The 17,301-nt window shown below is 62.1% G+C and carries 15 protein-coding genes; 7 read left to right on the top strand and 8 right to left on the bottom strand.

The genetic code is table 11. From position 1 onward, the window contains the following. Window positions 1-99: 99 nt before the first annotated feature. The 7 genes from FJ959_RS29345 to FJ959_RS29315 all read left to right on the top strand — a co-directional run bounded on the left by FJ959_RS29345 (window position 100) and on the right by FJ959_RS29315 (window position 8,061). On the top strand, window positions 100-834 hold the full coding sequence (locus FJ959_RS29345) for a FadR/GntR family transcriptional regulator (protein ID WP_140501544.1): 735 nt from the start codon (window positions 100-102) through the stop codon (window positions 832-834). After that, window positions 831-2,018: a PLP-dependent transferase gene (locus FJ959_RS29340; RefSeq protein WP_140633488.1), complete on the top strand. Its 1,188-nt coding sequence runs from the start codon at window positions 831-833 to the stop codon at window positions 2,016-2,018. The genes FJ959_RS29345 and FJ959_RS29340 overlap by 4 nt, the downstream gene beginning before the upstream one ends. Window positions 2,019-2,047: 29 nt before the next feature. After that, window positions 2,048-3,325 carry a sugar ABC transporter substrate-binding protein gene (locus FJ959_RS29335; protein ID WP_140579680.1) on the top strand — a complete coding sequence of 426 codons (1,278 nt, stop codon included), beginning with the start codon at window positions 2,048-2,050 and terminating at the stop codon, window positions 3,323-3,325. A gap of 180 nt (window positions 3,326-3,505) precedes the next feature. Continuing rightward, window positions 3,506-4,429 (top strand): sugar ABC transporter permease, encoded by a 924-nt coding sequence (locus FJ959_RS29330; RefSeq protein ID WP_140501550.1) that lies wholly within the window; start codon window positions 3,506-3,508, stop codon window positions 4,427-4,429. Further along, window positions 4,429-5,277, top strand: a complete 849-nt coding sequence (locus FJ959_RS29325; RefSeq protein ID WP_140501552.1) for a carbohydrate ABC transporter permease — start codon at window positions 4,429-4,431, stop codon at window positions 5,275-5,277. Before FJ959_RS29330 ends, FJ959_RS29325 begins: the two co-directional genes overlap by 1 nt. Window positions 5,278-5,280: 3 nt before the next feature. Then, complete coding sequence (ugpC, locus tag FJ959_RS29320; RefSeq protein ID WP_140501554.1) at window positions 5,281-6,348, top strand: sn-glycerol-3-phosphate ABC transporter ATP-binding protein UgpC; 1,068 nt, start codon at window positions 5,281-5,283, stop codon at window positions 6,346-6,348. Between the two features lie 573 nt (window positions 6,349-6,921). Continuing rightward, window positions 6,922-8,061 carry a hypothetical protein gene (locus FJ959_RS29315; RefSeq protein ID WP_140564033.1) on the top strand — a complete coding sequence of 380 codons (1,140 nt, stop codon included), beginning with the start codon at window positions 6,922-6,924 and terminating at the stop codon, window positions 8,059-8,061. A 270-nt stretch (window positions 8,062-8,331) separates the two neighbouring features. Here the strand turns inward: FJ959_RS29315 and rpmG are convergent, their stop codons facing one another. The 8 genes from rpmG to FJ959_RS29275 form a co-directional block, all read right to left on the bottom strand. Further along, the gene (gene rpmG, locus FJ959_RS29310; RefSeq protein WP_006201775.1) at window positions 8,332-8,499 is read right to left on the bottom strand and encodes a 50S ribosomal protein L33; all 168 of its coding nucleotides are present in this window, start codon (window positions 8,497-8,499) and stop codon (window positions 8,332-8,334) included. A gap of 152 nt (window positions 8,500-8,651) precedes the next feature. Beyond that, entirely contained in the window at window positions 8,652-9,110 is a 459-nt protein-coding gene (locus FJ959_RS29305; protein WP_140633485.1) for a hypothetical protein, read from the bottom strand. A 149-nt stretch (window positions 9,111-9,259) separates the two neighbouring features. Then, on the bottom strand, window positions 9,260-10,435 hold the full coding sequence (locus FJ959_RS29300; protein WP_140501562.1) for an MFS transporter: 1,176 nt from the start codon (window positions 10,433-10,435) through the stop codon (window positions 9,260-9,262). Between the two features lie 23 nt (window positions 10,436-10,458). Continuing rightward, window positions 10,459-11,199: an NUDIX domain-containing protein gene (locus FJ959_RS29295; RefSeq protein ID WP_140633482.1), complete on the bottom strand. Its 741-nt coding sequence runs from the start codon at window positions 11,197-11,199 to the stop codon at window positions 10,459-10,461. Between the two features lie 73 nt (window positions 11,200-11,272). Further along, window positions 11,273-11,719 carry a DUF983 domain-containing protein gene (locus FJ959_RS29290; RefSeq protein ID WP_140633479.1) on the bottom strand — a complete coding sequence of 149 codons (447 nt, stop codon included), beginning with the start codon at window positions 11,717-11,719 and terminating at the stop codon, window positions 11,273-11,275. Continuing rightward, the gene (rnr, locus tag FJ959_RS29285; protein WP_140633477.1) at window positions 11,719-14,037 is read right to left on the bottom strand and encodes a ribonuclease R; all 2,319 of its coding nucleotides are present in this window, start codon (window positions 14,035-14,037) and stop codon (window positions 11,719-11,721) included. The genes FJ959_RS29290 and rnr overlap by 1 nt, the downstream gene beginning before the upstream one ends. 6 nt (window positions 14,038-14,043) lie before the next feature. Beyond that, complete coding sequence (gene topA, locus FJ959_RS29280; protein WP_140633474.1) at window positions 14,044-16,665, bottom strand: type I DNA topoisomerase; 2,622 nt, start codon at window positions 16,663-16,665, stop codon at window positions 14,044-14,046. A gap of 345 nt (window positions 16,666-17,010) precedes the next feature. Further along, window positions 17,011-17,301: hypothetical protein (locus FJ959_RS29275; RefSeq protein WP_140633471.1), on the bottom strand; the 291-nt coding region annotated here is incomplete at its 5' end.

The raw sequence follows: 17,301 nt of genomic DNA, 5'->3' as shown, positions 1-17,301 counted from the left end.
GTTGCGAGCTTTTACGGTTTTAGGTCTCCTGACATCCCGTTGACAGGAGGTATCATCTGTGCAGAAAATGGTTGGACCATTGGACCACTTGGAACGCGCGTGGATCAAAACAGCCTGCCACCTATTCAGACGACGGCGCGTGACGACGCCGTGCTGAAGGCGTTGGTAGGCTTTGTTCGTGCCGAGGCCCTCCAGCCGGGCGAGCGGCTGCCAACGGAACGCATCCTGGCCGAGCGGCTGAAGGTCAGCCGCAACACGGTGCGCGAGGCGCTGACGCGCTGGGAAGGGCTCGGGCTGGTCGAGCGCCGGCAAGGCAGCGGCACCTATCTCAAGGCAGCCGTTTCGCCGGACATGTTGCATCTGCCGCTGACGCTTGCGGGCGGCAACGACTTCACCAGCCTGATGCAGACGCTGGAAATCCGTCGCGCGCTGGAGGCGGAAGCCGCCGCCCTTTGCGCCGAACGCGCGAGCCAGACCGATATCGCCGAAATCGAGCGCAAGCTCGACATCATGGAGCAGGCGTTCCGCACGCGCGAGGGCATGTCTTCGGAAGAGGACTGGGAGTTCCACCAGGCGATCTACAGGGTTTCCGGCAACCCGCTGTTCGAACAGATCATCGCCGCCATGCACGAATTGTTCCACCGCTTCTGGGAGCATCCGCTGGGCGTGCGCGATTTCGGCCACGCCAGTTTTCCCTATCATCGGACCATTTACGAGCGCATCGCCGCGCGCGACCCGCACGGCGCCCGCGCCGAAGCGCTCAAGCTGATCGCCACCGTCGAGGACGATCTCAAGCGCGGCGCCGCCAAACTCAAACTTTCGAGCCAGACATGAACGAGCATCCCTCAGGTTTCGATCACGACTATCTCGCCGAGGCGGCGACGCTTCTGGCGCATGACCAACCTTTCCCGGGTGGGGCGGTGGTGCCGCCGATCTACCAGACATCGCTGTTCACCTTCGCCAACTATGCCGAGATGGCGGATACTTTTGCCGGCAAACGGAAGCAGCCGATCTATTCGCGTGGCGACAATCCGACGGTGATGGAGTTCGAGGCACGCGTCGCCGCGCTCGAGGGCGCCGAGGCCGCGCGCGGCTTTTCCAGCGGCATGGCGGCGATCAGCGCCACGGTGCTCGCCTTCGTCGGCGCCGGCGAGCGCATCGTTGCGGTGCGCAATTGCTATGGTGATGCCTATCGGCTGTTCGAGCGGCTTTTGCCGCGGCTCAACATCAGGGTCGACTATGTCGACGGCTCCGATCCGGATGCGGTGGCGGCGGCCCTTCCGGGCGCCAGGCTGCTTTATCTGGAGAGCCCGACCTCGATGATGTTCGAGTTGCAGGACCTGGCTCACCTGACCCGGCTGGCGAAGGAGCAGGGCATCGTCACCACGATCGACAATTCCTGGGCGACACCGGTGTTCCAGAAGCCGATCACGCATGGCGTCGATCTGGTGCTGCATTCGGCTTCGAAATATCTCGGCGGCCATAGCGATACGGTCGCCGGCGTGGTGGCAGGCTCGGCCGCCCACATCAAGCACATCAACGAGCAGACCTATTCCTATCTCGGCGGCAAGCTTTCGCCCTTCGAGGCCTGGCTCTTGCTGCGCGGGCTGCGCACGCTGCCGCTGCGCCTGCCGCATCACATGAAGAGCGGGCTTGCCATCGCCGAGCGGCTGAAGGCGCATGGCAATGTCGAGCGCGTCAACCACCCCGCCTATTCGAACCATCCGGGCAAGGCGACGCTTGCTGGTTACGCGGGGTTGTTCTCCTTCGAGGTCACCGAGGATATCGACATCCCCGTCTTCGTCGATGCGTTGAAATATTTCCGCATCGGCGTGAGCTGGGGCGGCCATGAGAGCCTGGTCGTGCCCGCCAAGGCGTCGCTGGAGCAGACGCCGGGACTGAATTCGATGGCGCGCTTCGGCGTCAGCCCCCGAACCATCCGCTTCAATGTCGGATTGGAGAATGTCGAGGACCTGTGGGCCGACGTGGCGCAGGCCTTCGAAAAAGCCAGAAAATAACAAGCCGCTTCAAAATGGGAGTCTTGAAGATGAAAAAACTGACCGTCATGCTTGCCACAGCCGCGGGATTGGCGATTTCCGCCGGAAACGCGCTGGCCGATTCGACCCTGAAAATGGTCGAAGTCATCACCAGCCCGCCGCGCACGGAGTTCCTGAAGAAGCAGATCGCCGAATTCGAAAAGGCCAATCCCGGCATCAAGGTCGAGCTGGTCTCGCTGCCCTGGGGCCAAGCTTTCGAAAAGTTCCTGACCATGGTGCAGGCAGGCGATACGCCCGACGTGGTCGAGATGCCGGAACGTTGGATGGGCCTCTACGCCAACAACGCCCAGCTCGAGGATCTCGGCCCGTACATGGCCAAGTGGGACGACGCCAAGACGCTCGGCGAGCGCGCCAAGCAGTTCGGCTCGACCGTCAACAACACCCAGTTCATGATCCCTTACGGCTACTATGTGAACGCGCTGTTCTGGAACAAGAAGCTGTTCAAGGAAGCCGGCCTCGACGGCCCGCCGGCCACGCTCGACGAGTTCGTCGCCGATTCCAAAAAGATCTCGGCGTTGCCCGGCAAATACGGCTACTGCCTGCGCGGCGGGCCCGGCGCCTTCAACGGCATGCACATGTTCATGAACATCGCCGCCGGCAAGGGCGGCTACTTCAACGAAGACGGCACCTCGACCATCAACGAGGAGGGCTCGGTCAAGGGCCTGCAGATGCTGGCCGACATGTACAAGCAGGGTCTGGCGCCCAAGGACGCGGTGAGCTGGGGCTTCAACGAAACCGTCACCGGCTTCTATTCCGGCACCTGCGCCATGCTCAACCAGGATCCGGACGCGCTGCTCGGCATCGCCGACAAGATGAGCGCCGACGACTTCGCCGTGGCGCCGCTGCCGGTCGGGCCGAGCGGCAAGTCCTATCCGACGCTCGGCTATGCCGGCTGGGCAATGTTCGCCAATTCGCAGCACAAGGACGACGCCTGGAAGCTGATGGCGACGCTGCTCTCGCCCAAGGACAATCTGGAATGGGCCAAGGAAGTCGGCGTCGTCCCGATCCACAACGGCGCCGACCAGGATCCGCATTTCAAGACCGAGCAGTTCAAGGGTTGGTTCACGGAGCTCAGCGACAGCGCCAAATATGAAATGGTAACGCCCCCGACGCATCTGGAGAACCTCGGCAATTTCGTCGACCAGGTGGCGATCAAGAACTTCCAGGAAGTATTGCTTGGCCAAAAGGCGGCCAAGGAGGTTGCCGACCAATGGGCCGCCTTCCTGACCAAGGAACAGCAGGACTGGATGGCGAAGAACAAGAAGTAGTTTTTTCTTCCTTCTCCCCGTTCACGGGGAGAAGGTGGCCCGATAGGGCCGGATGAGGGGCGGCGCTACGTTCTGTCAGCCTGGCGCTGCCCCTCATCTGCCTGCCGGCATCTTCTCCCCGTATACGGGAGAAGGGTGCTGTCGCCTTCGCCGGCACCCACTCACCACTGTTGAGCCCAAATGACCTATGCCGTTTCCGAAATACGACCCGCCGGGAGGCCGCGCCGCAAGCGGCTGACGCACGCTGCCAGCGAACCCTGGCTTTATCTTAGCCCGGCGATCATCCTGCTGGTCGTGGTGCTTTTGGTGCCGCTGGTCATCGGCATCAGCTATTCGTTCCGTAAGTTTTCGGCCTTCAAGTCGGAATATGTCGGGCTCGGCCAGTACCAGGCGATGCTGTCGGATGCCGTGCTCGGCCAGGCGCTGGTCAATACGTTGTGGTGGACGCTCTCCAGCCTGTTCTTCCAGTTCTTCCTCGGCCTTGGCCTGGCGCTGCTGCTCGACAAGCCGTTTCGGGGCCGCAAGGTGGTGCAGGCGCTGGTGTTCCTGCCCTGGGCGGTGCCGTCCTTCCTGTCGGGCCTGACATGGGCATGGCTGTTCAATCCGATCATCGGGCCGCTGCCGCACTGGCTGTTCGCGCTGGGGCTGAAGGCCGAGCCGACAAACGTTCTCTCTGATCCCTCGACCGCCATGTGGGGGCCGATCGTCGCCAATGTCTGGTTCGGCATCCCGTTCTTTGCCATCACGTTGCTGGCGGCACTGAAATCCATTCCCTCGGAACTGCATGAGGCGGCAGCGATCGACGGCGCCTCGCCCTGGCAACGCTTCACCAAGGTGACGCTGCCGTTCCTGGCGCCGACCATCGCCATCACGGTGATGCTGCGTACCATCTGGATCGCCACTTTCGCCGACCTGATCTTCGTCATGACCGAGGGCGGGCCGGCCGGGTCGACCAACACGGTGCCGGTCTACATCTATGTCAGTGCCTTCAAGTCGCTGGACAAGGGCTACGCATCGGCGGTTGCCGTGCTGCTGCTCGTCCTGCTCATTGCCTATGCGATCGCGCTGATCGCCATCCGCCGCTCCCTGGTGAGGCACGTCTGATGATTGCGGGACGCTCATCTTCGCAGCGCTTCTTCGGCGGCGTCGGGCTCTATGCGGCCATCGCGGCGTATGTGATCTTCGCCCTGTTCCCGATCTTCTGGACGCTGAAGATATCGGTTACACCGGAACGGCTTCTCTATTCCGAAGGCATCACCTTCTGGCCGTCGCAGATGACGTTGCAGAACTTCGTCACCGTGCTCGAGGCGACCGACTTTCCGCGCTATTTCCTCAACAGCGTCATCGTCTCGGTTTCGACGGCTGCACTGGTGACTGTCATCGCGACGCTTGCCGGCTATGCCATGTCGCGCTTCACCTTTCGCGGCAAGGCGGCACTGGCGCTGATGCTGCTTTTGACCCAGACTTTCCCGCTAGTCATGGTCATTCCACCGATCTATCGCGTGATGGGCCAGATCGGCCTGATCAACAGCCTGACCGGGCTGATCATCATCTACACCGCCTTCAACACCGCGTTTGCAACCTTCCTGATGCAGTCCTTCTTCGACGGCATACCGAAGGACCTGGAGGAGGCGGCGATGATCGACGGCTGCACACGCGCGCAGGCGATGCGCCGGGTGATCGTGCCGCTGACGCTACCCGGCATGGGCGCCACGCTCGGCTTTGTCTTCACCGCTGCCTGGAGCGAACTCCTGTTCGCGCTGATGCTGATCTCCAGCGATGACAAGAAGACCTTCGCCGTCGGCCTGCTCACCTTCATCGGCAAGTTCGCCGTCGACTGGGGGCAGATGATGGCGGCGTCGATCCTGGCGCTGATCCCGGTCTGCATCTTCTTCGGCTTCCTGCAACGCTATCTCGTCACCGGCCTCACCGCCGGCGCCGTGAAGGGATAATCGATGGCTTCCGTTACGCTGGAAAAAGTCCGCAAAGACTATGGCGCCGTGCGTGTGCTGCACGCGGTCGACCTCGACATCGCCGACGGCGAGTTCGTCGTCCTCGTCGGTCCGTCCGGCTGCGGGAAATCGACGCTTCTGCGCATGATCGCCGGTCTGGAGGAGGTTTCCGATGGCGAGATCCGTATCGGCGAGCGGCTGGTCAACGACGTCGCGCCGAAGGACCGCGACATCGCCATGGTGTTCCAGTCCTACGCGCTCTATCCGCATATGGACGTGTCGAAGAACATGGGCTTCAGCCTGATGCTGAGGAAGGCGGAAAAGCAGGCGATCGACGCGCGGGTCGACGGCGCCGCCAGGCGGCTTGGGCTGGACAATTTTCTGCAACGCCTGCCGCGCCAGCTTTCCGGCGGCCAGCGCCAGCGCGTCGCCATGGGCCGGGCCATCGTGCGCGATCCCAAGGTCTTTCTTTTCGACGAGCCGCTTTCGAACCTCGACGCCAAGCTGCGCGTGCACATGCGCGCCGAGATCAAGGCGCTTCACCAGCAACTGAAGACCACATCGGTGTATGTCACGCATGACCAGATCGAAGCCATGACCATGGCCGATCGCATCGTCGTGATGCATGACGGCGTCGTCCAGCAGGTCGGCGCGCCGCTCGACCTCTATGACCGGCCGGCCAACATGTTCGTCGCCGGATTCATTGGCTCGCCCGGCATGAATTTCCTGCCGGCGAGTGTTGAGAAGGGCGGCAAGGCGGATGCCGTGCTGTCCGATGGCCAGAAACTGCGATTGCCGGATGGCCTGCCGCTCAGGGAAGGCGATGCGGTTACCGTCGGTTTGCGGCCGGAGCATATAAGGCTGGCGGATGACGGCCCGCTGCAAGGCGAAGTGGTGGTGGTCGAGCCGCTCGGCCTCTCGACGCAGTTCTACGTCAAGCTGGCCGGCCAGCAGCTTTGCGTGTTCGCCATGGGCCGCGCCGGCGTGAAGCCTGGCGAGACGGTGCGGCTATCGGCCGATCCGGCGGCGCTGCATGTTTTCGACCCGAAAAGCGCCGACCGGATAGGGTAGGGGCGCGGCCGCCGAGCGGCCACTCTGTTGCCCGCTGGGCACATTCTAACCATACGGCCTTTTGACGAGTCGAAACTTGCTTGACCCGGGCCAACCGCTTTGCGGAGCCACATTAATAGAAACCTCCTCCTGCCGCCATCATGTGGCGTCCTTTCATCAATCAGTTTGGTTCTTGAATCGCCGCAACGCGGCGGGGGGGAGATTTATAATGCCTGCGAATAACAATTCCGCCGACGCTCGTATCACTGAACCATGCCGCGAGAATGACCAGCCTAGGCCGGTGAACCGGTATGTCAGAAGACGGCTTCCGTCTGCCATCACGCTCGGAGACCGGAGAATTGCTTTCATACGCAGCGAAATCACGGAACAGATTCAGTCGCGAATTGACGCCTAGCGGACAGCGAGGGCAGCAGTATCAAGCCACGCTCTATCCCAGGGCGGCCGGCAAAGCAGCCTAAATCTCTTTGAACTCCACCGTCCGCGGCGGGATATGAGCTAGGCTCAGCCGTTTGGTATTCTTGATTTCTGGTCAACTGCCGCCCTACTTTGGGCCATCATCAGGGACCTAGACGAATGATCTCGGTTTGCGGATACATCGGGGCGGTGATCGGTTGGAAGGCGCTCGAAAATGCCGGCGACATCCTAGATAAGATCGGCGAGACGCTGTTTGGCGGACGTTATAAAGCGATCTACGAGGACGTCGCATCCAAGCTGCGCGCTCATACAGGCGCGGTTCCAGCAAACCACGATTTGGAGCACGCCATTCGACTCAGTGAACTCACCTCTTCACTCGTGATGGTGCGCATGTATGTCGATACGCAAGAGGCCGACCAGTTGCGGCTTGGCGGACGGCCGCCGGAGCGTCGCGCGAGGATTCAGTTCGCTAGTGCCGCGCGCCGCTATCTGCATAAGCAGATCGGATTGGGCGGGCCATTCAAGCTAGAATCCAACAAGGACGTTGTCGATGAAATAGAGACAAACTTGGACGGCGCGCTATCGGCTCGCGACTTTGCAGCGGTCCAGGCGAGTCTGGATGCAGCGTGCAAGCGCGTTCTGCGCGATCTCATCGCCGGAACGGAGCAGGGAAAGGACCAACTGGCCGTTCCTGCCGATTTCGCGTCATTTTTTCGTGGAAAGGCGACAGATGATGAGCCGGGCTGGGCTCTTATTTTCCTTGCCTTCATGCGGGAGGCATTGAAGCAAAATCACAAAGCGGAGGTCGCCTTCATCGCGTCTCGCCTTGGGTATTTGCGCAATTCGCTACCGAAACTCGAAGCCAAATTTGACCAATTTTTGCAGATAGCGAATTCGATAAAGAACGACACATCTGATATTAAAGATGATATATCTAAAATCCTAGCAATAGTTCAGAGACGTGAGTCTTACGTAATTGGTGGAATCCAATTTGAATTTCCTATTAAAATTGAAATAGCCATAAATGATCGTGGAGAGCTTATCATTTTCCACAGTCGGCCGTTTAACGATGATTTGTCTAAACTCGAATTCAATATGGACGAAGATCGACTCTCTCTAATCATGATTAAAGGATTCTCTTGTAATATACCAATACGATCTGAGTTATCTGTGTTTATGAGAAAGTCTACTCAGGCTCTAATGGTGCTTGTGAACGAGGAAGGTGGAAATCTAGTCGAGGGTGACTACGTGCCATTGCATGTCATGAAAAGGTACTTGGAACCACTTTCTTGTGGCTAGGGCAAAGCTGCGTAGAGACAAATTCTCTGGATCCTTGCTGAGGCGCCGTGGCTTTTGTCGTGGAGATTTATGCGGTGACGACGCGCACGCCTTTCGCGGTTTATGAGAGCCGCTCGACAAGGCCCCTGCCTCACGCGGGCTTTGTGACTATAGCAGCCCCATCGTTGGCCGTTATGCTGGGTTTGACTACCATCCAATGAAATCAATGCTTTAGGAACAAAAAACGCCGCCCGATGGGCGGCGTTTCGGCATTCTCTTGGAAAAACCAGATTACTTGATCTTGGTTTCCTTGAACTCGACGTGCTTCTTGGCGACCGGGTCGTATTTGCGGAACGACAGCTTGTCCGTCTTGGTGCGACTGTTTTTGCTGGTCACGTAGAAGAAACCGGTGTCGGCGGTCGACAGAAGCTTAATCTTGATGTTTGCGGCTTTGGCCATGGTATCAGTCCGTTTGTTCGTGGGGTTTTGGCCGCTGGAGCACGGGAAAACACCCGGACGCGGGAAACTTGCCGCGACACATAAAGAACGCGCCCGGAAAGTCAAGCCCGACGCGCCTTGCGGCCGTCATGGAAGCCAATGCCTGTCGGCATTCACACGTGTTCCGCCTCCAGAACGATGGTTTTCTTCCAATCTCCCGTGGTGTTCCACCAGCGATTCGGATTGGCGCGGTCGTCCAGTCCCTTGGAACGGCTGGCAAGGACCGGCTGAATGCGGATCACCGGTTCCTGGTAGCTGTGCGCTTGGAAGATCGCTTCTACGACGCGCGCCGCCAATTCCTGCTCATCGGGCAATTCGAACGAAACCTCGACCGTGCCGGGGCGCCGCCGCAATTCGGTCTCGGCGCCGGCGGCTGCGCCGTCAAGTGGCCGGTAGCGCTCGATGCCATGCGCCGACTGGTAGGCGTTGCGGTCATATTTACCCATGGCCAGCGGCGCCAGCGCCACCACGGCGTCCATGATGCGGTCGACATCCGCGGCCGGCGCCTGGAAAGTGACAAGCAGGAGCAGCGTCATCCGCAATGATGTGGTTTCAAAGCCGCTGTCGATCATCGGAGTCTCCTCAACTTCAGGTGTTTTGAGGTCTCCGTATAAACCGTGGCTGCTGACACGGTTCTGTCAGCAGCCAGTCATCCGGGGGTAGCCAGTTATGGGCCAGCCGGTAGTGGGCGATCGTGAATCCGGTTTGCGCCGGTGGCGGCTCACAAGATCTTGCGGACCAACCTGACGCTGGCAAGAACCATGTAGGCGGCGAAGAACAGGCCGAGCGACCAGCCGAAGCCAGAGGGACCGAACGCATCCATGCCGATGCCTATCGCCTGCGGGCCGAGCACCATGCCGACGCCGTAGCACAGCACGAAGGCGGCATTGGCGGAAGCCAGTTCATGGCCGGAAAGCTGCGAGCCGAGATGGGCGAGGCCGATCGTGTACATGGCCGCGACCACGCCGCCCCAGACGAACAGAAGGCCCGCCATCAGGTGCCAGTTGCCGGCCAGATGCGGCATGAAGATCGTACCGGCGAGTCCGACAGTGGCGCAGGCCAGAAGCAGATAGCGGCGGTCCGAGACGCGATCGCTGATCATGCCGATCGGGATCTGCAAGAGCACGTTGCCGAGGCCGATCATGGTGAGCAGCAAGGCGGCGTCGGCTTCGGAATAGCCGATGCGGTTGCCATAGACCGGAAACAGGGCGAAACCGCCCGTTTCGACGGCTCCAAACACCAGTACGGCGGCGGTGGCGGTCGGCACCAGCCAGATATAACGCAGGAAATTGCTGGTCTCGCCGTCAGATACGATCGTCGGGCTCTCGTTACGCGCCGCCAGCACCGGGATCGCGGCCAGCGCCACCAATGCGATGATGACTCCGAAAGGCCTGAAGCCGGAACTGCCGAGATGGGCGAACAGCCACGGCCCCGCGGCAAAGCCGAGCGACAGCACGGTGGCGTAGATGCCGAGCACAAGACCTCGCCGGTGCGGCGGCGCCGAGGTGCTGATCCAGAATTCCGACAGGATGAACAGCACCGTCAGCGCGATGTGCAGCACGACGCGCAGCGGAAACCACATCCAGAAATCGGGTGCGAAGTGGAAGCCGACGAAGGCCAGCGCACCGGCGGCAATCATGGCGATCATCGTCCAGGCAACGCCGAAGCGCATGGCGAGCGGCGTGGCCAGAGGGGCGCCGGCGATCGAGGCCAGGCCGGCGACGGCCGTGTTGAGGCCGATCATCGAGGCCGAATGGCCGCGCGTTTCCAGGATGACGCTGAGCAGGGGCATGCCCAGGCCGATGGCGATGCCGACGACGCTGATCGACGAGATCGCCGCCACCATCGGCAGCCAGTGTACGCGCTCGTCGCCCTTTGGTTGGGTATCGACCGTCATGTTATGTCTGAATACTCGATGTTCTACAGAATTTCGCGGGTGAAGCGGTTGCGGACAAGCCGGTAGAAGGGCACGGGACCGCCCGGACGCAATAGCGGATCATGGGCGAGGCGGCTTTCCAGCTCGTCCAGGATCATCCGGGTGATGTCGGGAATGTCGGCTTCCCTGGCCTTGGCAAGCGGCAGCCAGACCAGTTCCTCTAGTTCGTTGGTCGGACCGCCGCCCGGCAGTTCGACGGCGACGTCGCTTCGCCACGCGCAGAAGAAGCGGGTGTCGAAGCGGCGCACCCGGTTGGGCGGCGTGATGGCGCGCGCAATGAAGCGCAGCATGTCCAGGGCAGGTTGCACCCCATGTTCGGCAAAGCCTTGCCAATCAGACCTTGTCGTGGCGAAGGCGCCTTTGCGACCAATCAGCAGCCCGGCTTCCTCATAGGTCTCGCGGATGGCCGACAAGGCGATGGCGCGGGCACGCGCCTCGCTCGTGCGGCCGGGACCGGCGATGAGCTTTGCTTCCTGCTCGGGATGCAGCGCGGTGGCGGTGGGGATGCGGCTGTCCGCCGGGTCGGTACGGCCGCCGGGAAAAACGAACTTGCCTGGCATGAAGGCGTGACCGGCATGACGGCGACCCATCAGGACCCGCAAGTCGTTGGCCTTGCCGTCGAGCAGGATCAGGGTCGCGGCATCACGTAGACGAATCGCCCGGCCGCCATGCGTGGCCAGACCCTTGTCGATCCTGTCGACGTCCGCCTTGGTCATTCCTTCCATGCGCAGGACCTAGCGGAAACGTCTTGCATGCGAAAGTAGCCTTGACGGTTGGCATGTTGCGCCAGCCAGCACCTCAGGCACCGGGATGGGGTTCGGCCACGTCGTGTTCGCCAGCAAAACCGTGCATATAGAATGCCCATTGCAATCCGATGACGGCACCTTTCACCGGCTGCAGTAGGGCAACCGACAGCAGGATCGTCAAGGGTACCCAGATGGCGATGTGCTGCCAGGTGGAAAGGGTCGACGTCGCCTCCACGCCCATGAAGGCGCCGAGCACGATGTGGCCGACGATGACGATGACCAGATAGGCGGGCAGATCGTCGGCGCGGTGATGGTGTATCTCCTCGCCGCAGGCGCTGCATGTCTCGACGGTCTTGGTGAAGCCGCGAAACAGCTTGCCTTCGCCGCAATGCGGGCAGCGGCCGAGCATGCCGCGCTTCATCGCCGTCCACAGCGGACGCGCGACCCGGCCCGAGTGATGTTCACCGCCGAAAACCTGTTCTTCCGTGACTCTTGCCATCATCGTCTCCTGCCACGCGAGCCTGGGCGCGATTGTGACGCACGGGCGCGGCCTTTTGCCTTGTGAAACGACCTGACGGAGCCAGGCAGGGGCTTCGGGTCGGTCAACATCTCAAAGCGCATCGCGCCGGCCATCGGCGCCACTTCGACGAGACGGACCTCGACACGGTCCGCCAGCTGATAACCCTTGCCCGAGCGTTCTCCGTAGAGCGAGCGGGCCGTTTCGTCGTATATATAGTAATCGCCGCCCAGAGTTGACACAGGGATGAAACCATCCGCGCCATACTGCGGCAATTGGACAAATAGTCCCGATTTGGTGACGCCCGAAATGCGGGCGTCGAAACGGTCGTCGATGCGCTCGGCGAGATAAGCGGCGATCAGCCGGTCGACCGTGTCGCGTTCGGCCGCCATTGCACGGCGTTCTGTGCCGGAAATCAGCACCGAAACATCCTCCAGCCGCGCTTCCTCCTCCTGCGTCAGGCCCCCTGGGCCGAGGCCGAGTGCGGCGATAAGCCCGCGGTGCACGATGAGGTCGGCGTAACGGCGGATCGGCGAGGTGAAATGCGCGTAACGGTTCAGGTTGAGGCCGAAATGGCCGATGTTCTTGGGTGAATATTCGGCCTGGCTCTGCGAGCGCAGCACCACCTCGTTGACCAGACCTTCATTGTCGGCGCCGCGCACGCGCTCGAGAATGCCGTTGAACTGGGCGGGCCGCATCTGCGCACCGCGCGCCAGCGACAGGCCCAGGGTTTGCAGAAATTCGCGCAGCGATTCCTGCTTGGCCAGCGAGGGCGCGTCGTGGGTGCGGTACACCAGCGCCTGCTTCTTCGCCTCGAGTGTCTCGGCGGCGGCGACATTGGCCTGGATCATGAATTCTTCGATGAGTTTATGGGCATCGAGCCGTTCCGGCACGACGACGCGATCGACCGTGCCGTCGGGCTTCAGCAGGATCTTGCGCTCGGGCAGGTCGAGTTCGAGCGGCTGGCGGCCATCGCGTCCGCGCTTGAGGATCGCATAGGCATCCCATAGCGGCTTCAGCACCGCGTCGAGGATCGGCCCGGTCTTGTCGTCCGGCACGCCGTCGATCGCCGCCTGCGCCTGTGGGTAGGCGAGCTTGGCCGCCGACTTCATCATGACGCGATGGAAGGAATGCCTGACCTTGCGCCCGTCCGCCGAGAAGGTCATGCGCACGGCCAGTGCCGGGCGATCCTGGCCTTCGCGAAGCGAGCAGAGATCGTTGGAGATGCGCTCGGGCAGCATCGGCACGACGCGATCCGGGAAATAGACCGAGTTGCCGTGCTTCAGCGCTTCACGGTCGAGTGGAGTGCCGTAGCGGACGTAAGCAGCCACGTCGGCGATGGCGACCGTGATGACCACGCCGCCGGGGTTCTTCTCATCGAGATCGGGCGTAGCGAACACCGCGTCGTCGTGGTCCTTGGCGTCGGCCGGGTCGATGGTGACCAGCGGCAGTTCGCGCCAGTCCTCGCGGTTGGCCATCGTCGCAGGCTTGACGGCTTCGGCTTCGGCGATGACGTCGGCCGGGAAGACATGCGGAATGTCATGTGCGTGGATGGCGATCATCGAGACCGCCTTTTCGCTGGTCAGCGAGCCCAGCACGTTGAGCACTTTTGCTCTCGGCAAGCCATAGCGCGAGGCCCGGGCGGGCTCGACCTCGACGAGATCGCCGTTCCTGGCTCCGTTCTGGAATTCCTTGTCGACGATGAGTTCGGGTTGCCGGCGCTCCACCGGCTCGATGCGGAAGCTGCCGTCCTGAAGCACCCGAAAGACGCCGAGAACGGCATCCGTGCGCTTCTCGAATATCTTCATCACCCGCCCTGTGTAGGCCGGGCCGCCCAAGGCGACGTTCGTGTCGTCCGCGGGAAAGGTCTTGGCCAGCACGCGGTCGCCAATGCCAGGCGCCGGTCCGCCGCCACTGCGCGACAGGCGGATGGAAACGATGGGGGGCGGTCCATTGGCGGTGTGTTCGGTGGGACGCGCCAGCAGCACGCCGTCGGCGTCGCGGTCGAAAATATCGAGCACCGTGACATGGGGCAGGGCGCCAACGCGGGCCAGGCGCTTACGCTCCTTGGTCAGGACGCCTTCGTCCTGCAGGTCGCGCAGGAGATCCTTCAGCCAAATGCGGTCCGGGCCGCGCAGCGCGAACGCCTTGGCGATGTCGCGTTTTCCAGCGCGATCCGGATTTTCGGCGATGTAGCGCAGGATTTCGTCACGCGAGGGCCTGTAATCGCCCTTGACCTTGGCCGTTGTGTCGGCGGTGCGCGGGTCGCCGTGGGTTGTTGCGGAGATCCTGCGCGCCACGCCGTTCTATCCCTTTTTCCTGGCGGCAGGCTTCTTGGCCGCCGTCTTCTTGGCAGCGGGCGCCTTGGCCGCCGCCGCCTTGCGGAAAGGCTTCTTGCCGCCGCCGCCCTTGGCTTCCTTCTCGGCGATCAGCGCCAGCGCATCCTCCATCGTCACCGATTGCGGATCCTTGCCCTTGGGCAGCGTGGCATTGACCTTGCCGAAATTGACATAAGGCCCGTATTTGCCGTCGCGCACGACGATCTTGCCGCCGCCGTCGGGATGATCGCCAAGCTCCTTGAGGGCTGCCGCAGTGCCGCCATTGCGGCCGCCCTTGCCCTTCAACTGCTTCTCGGCGATCACCGAAACAGCGCGGTTGAGCCCGATCGAGAATACATCCTCGATGCTGTCGAGATTGGCGTAGGTGCCGTCATGCAGCACGAAAGGCCCGTAGCGGCCAAGCCCGGCCGAGATCATCTTGCCGCTTTCCGGATGCTTGCCGACATCGCGCGGCAGGGAAAGCAGGGCAAGCGCCTTCTCATGGTCGATCGAATCGGGCGTCCAGCCCTTGGGCAAGCTGGAACGCTTGGCTTCCTTGCCGTCGCCACGCTGGATATAGGGGCCAAAGCGGCCGCTGCGCAGCGTGATCTCCTCAGCCGTGTAGGGATCCTTGCCGAGCACCTTGGTGCCGTCCTCGCCGCCGCCATTCTCGCCATTGGGATTGGCCGCGTCGCCGAGCTGGCGGGTGAAGGAGCATTCGGGATAGTTCGAGCAGCCGACGAAGGCGCCGAACTTGCCGAGCTTGAGCGACAAATTGCCGGTGCCGCATTTCGGGCAGATGCGCGGATTGGAGCCGTCCTCCCGGGCAGGGAAAACCAGCGGCGCCAGTTCCTCGTTCAGCGCATCGAGCACATCGGTGACGCGTAGTTCCTTGATGTCGGCTACGGCGCCGGAAAAATCCTTCCAGAAATCGCGCAGAACGTCCTTCCAGGCGAGCTTGCCATCGGAGATCTCGTCGAGCTTTTCCTCGAGCGATGCGGTAAAGTCATATTCGACATAACGCTCGAAGAAGCTTTCCAGGAAGGCCGACAGCAGCCGGCCCTTTGCCTGCGGCACAAGCCGGCGCTTGTCGATGGTGACATAGTCGCGGTCCTCGAGCGTCTTCAGGATCGCCGTGTAGGTCGACGGCCGGCCGATGCCGAGCTCCTCCAGCTTCTTGATCAGCGAAGCTTCGGAATAACGCGGCGGCGGTTCGGTCGTGTGCTGGGTGGCGTTGATCGCCTGGCGGGCAAGCTGCTCGCCGGCGCGGATTTCGGGCAGGCGGCGGTTTTCCTCGTCCTCGGAATCATCATCCTTCTGGTCGGTATAGGCGGCGATGAAACCGTCGAAGCGCACGACTGAACCGACGGCGCGCAACTCGGCCGTGCGCGCGCCGTTGACCGCCTCGATCTCGACCGTGGTGCGTTCGATCTCCGCCGGCTGCATCTGGCTGGCGATGGCGCGCTTCCAGATCAATTCATAGAGCCGCATCTGGTCGGCATCGAGATATTGCCTAACCGATGCCGGCGTGCGCATGAAGTCGGTCGGGCGGATCGCTTCGTGCGCTTCCTGGGCGTTCTTGGCCTTGGTCGTGTACAGGCGCGGCTTTTCCGGCAGGTATTTCGGGCCGAACTCCTTGGCGATGGCATCGCGTGCGGCGTCGATCGCCTCGGGCGCCATCTGCACGCCGTCGGTTCGCATATAGGTGATCAGGCCGGTGGTCTCGCCGCCGATCTCCATTCCCTCATAGAGGCGCTGCGCCACCTGCATCGTGCGGTTGGCCGAAAAGCCGAGGCCCGACGAGGCGGCCTGCTGCAATGTCGAGGTGGTGAAGGGCGGGCCCGGATTGCGCTTGGTGGGTTTTGCCTCGACGGACAGCGCCTTGAAGGCCGCGCCCTCGAGCATGGCCTTGATGTCGTCGGCCTGCGCCTTGTTGGCGATGTCGAGCTTTTGCAATTTCTTGCGCTCGAAAGCGGTCAGGCGCGCCTCGAAATTTTCGTTGCGCGGCGTGCCGAGGATGGCAGCGATCTGCCAGTATTCCTCGCGGATGAAGCGTTCGATCTCGGATTCGCGGTCGCAGACCAGCCGCAAGGCGACCGACTGCACGCGGCCGGCGGAACGGGCTCCGGGGAGCTTGCGCCACAGTACCGGCGAGAGAGTGAAGCCGACGAGATAGTCGAGCGCCCGGCGGGCGAGATAGGCGTCGACCAGCGGCGCATCGATCTGGCGCGGATTGGCCATCGCCTCGAGCACCGAGCTCTTGGTGATGGCGTTGAAGACGACGCGGCTGACCGGCTTGTCCTTCAGCGCGCGCTTCTGCCGCAAGACTTCCAGAACGTGCCAGGAAATGGCCTCGCCCTCGCGGTCCGGGTCGGTGGCGAGGATCAGGCCGTCGGCGTCCTTGACCGCCTTGGCGATGTCGGCGAGGCGCTTGCCGGATGCCGTGTCGACCGCCCAGGACATGGCGAAATCCTCGTCCGGTCGCACCGAGCCATCCTTGGCCGGCAAATCACGGACATGGCCGAACGAGGCCAGGACCTTGTAGTTCTTGCCGAGGTATTTGTTGATTGTCTTCGCCTTGGCCGGCGATTCGACGACGACGACGTCCATGAGGGCTCATATCAGCTGTGATGCGGCAGAAGAATTCCGCTGCGCGCGACGAAATCTCGGTTCTGTTCGTCGCTCACATGGCCGCGCTTTTGCATCCGGTCAAGGGGAAGCGGCCAAATTGCAAGAGTGCCGGCAGCAATACACTCTAAGAGTGTATGGAGAAGATCACATTGTTGAGGGGTAACTAAGACAAATGGCTGGAGCGGTGAGGAGCGGCTCAAATTGGCGCCGATGAGTCGCCGGCGACCCTGTGTATTGAGCCAAATGCCGCGCCAGCGCGTCTGGTGCGGGCTGCCAGGCGTTGGAGGCACGCCCGGCAGCAACGTCGAAGTTAAGGTGGCAGCCTTAGTCGGCCTTGACGATATGCCAGACGCCGCCGACGCCATCACCCGACACATCGCCGGCCTTCTTGTCCTTGATGAATGTGTAGACGGGCCTGCCGTCATAGGCCCACATCTTGGTGCCGTCGGTACGGTCGACTACGGTCCATTCATCGTCCGCCTTGGCGCCGGCCTCGGCCTTCAGCGGCGGCCAGTTTGTGGCGCATTTGTCATAGCAGTTGGTCTTGCCCTTCTCGTCCTTGTCATAGGTATAGAGCGTCATGCCGTTGGCATCAGTGTAGATCTTGGTGCCGCC

Origin of the sequence: Mesorhizobium sp. B2-2-4, from assembly GCF_006442375.1 — a bacterium.
In the GTDB taxonomy this organism is placed as follows: Bacteria; Pseudomonadota; Alphaproteobacteria; order Rhizobiales; family Rhizobiaceae; genus Mesorhizobium.
Note: the sequence above shows the minus strand (reverse complement) of the source record. Positions and strands in the feature narration are given on the sequence as shown.

What these genes read in the sequence shown, in the direction of transcription:
- FJ959_RS29340 (WP_140633488.1), top strand. Translation starts at nt 831, where the DNA reads ATGAACGAGCATCCCTCAGGTTTCGATCACGACTATCTCGCCGAGGCG.
- FJ959_RS29335 (WP_140579680.1), top strand. Translation starts at nt 2,048, where the DNA reads ATGAAAAAACTGACCGTCATGCTTGCCACAGCCGCGGGATTGGCGATT.
- FJ959_RS29330 (WP_140501550.1), top strand. Translation starts at nt 3,506, where the DNA reads ATGACCTATGCCGTTTCCGAAATACGACCCGCCGGGAGGCCGCGCCGC.
- FJ959_RS29325 (WP_140501552.1), top strand. Translation starts at nt 4,429, where the DNA reads ATGATTGCGGGACGCTCATCTTCGCAGCGCTTCTTCGGCGGCGTCGGG.
- ugpC (WP_140501554.1), top strand. Translation starts at nt 5,281, where the DNA reads ATGGCTTCCGTTACGCTGGAAAAAGTCCGCAAAGACTATGGCGCCGTG.
- FJ959_RS29315 (WP_140564033.1), top strand. Translation starts at nt 6,922, where the DNA reads ATGATCTCGGTTTGCGGATACATCGGGGCGGTGATCGGTTGGAAGGCG.
- rpmG (WP_006201775.1), bottom strand. Translation starts at nt 8,499, where the DNA reads ATGGCCAAAGCCGCAAACATCAAGATTAAGCTTCTGTCGACCGCCGAC.
- FJ959_RS29305 (WP_140633485.1), bottom strand. Translation starts at nt 9,110, where the DNA reads ATGATCGACAGCGGCTTTGAAACCACATCATTGCGGATGACGCTGCTC.
- FJ959_RS29300 (WP_140501562.1), bottom strand. Translation starts at nt 10,435, where the DNA reads ATGACGGTCGATACCCAACCAAAGGGCGACGAGCGCGTACACTGGCTG.
- FJ959_RS29295 (WP_140633482.1), bottom strand. Translation starts at nt 11,199, where the DNA reads ATGGAAGGAATGACCAAGGCGGACGTCGACAGGATCGACAAGGGTCTG.
- FJ959_RS29290 (WP_140633479.1), bottom strand. Translation starts at nt 11,719, where the DNA reads ATGGCAAGAGTCACGGAAGAACAGGTTTTCGGCGGTGAACATCACTCG.
- topA (WP_140633474.1), bottom strand. Translation starts at nt 16,665, where the DNA reads ATGGACGTCGTCGTCGTCGAATCGCCGGCCAAGGCGAAGACAATCAAC.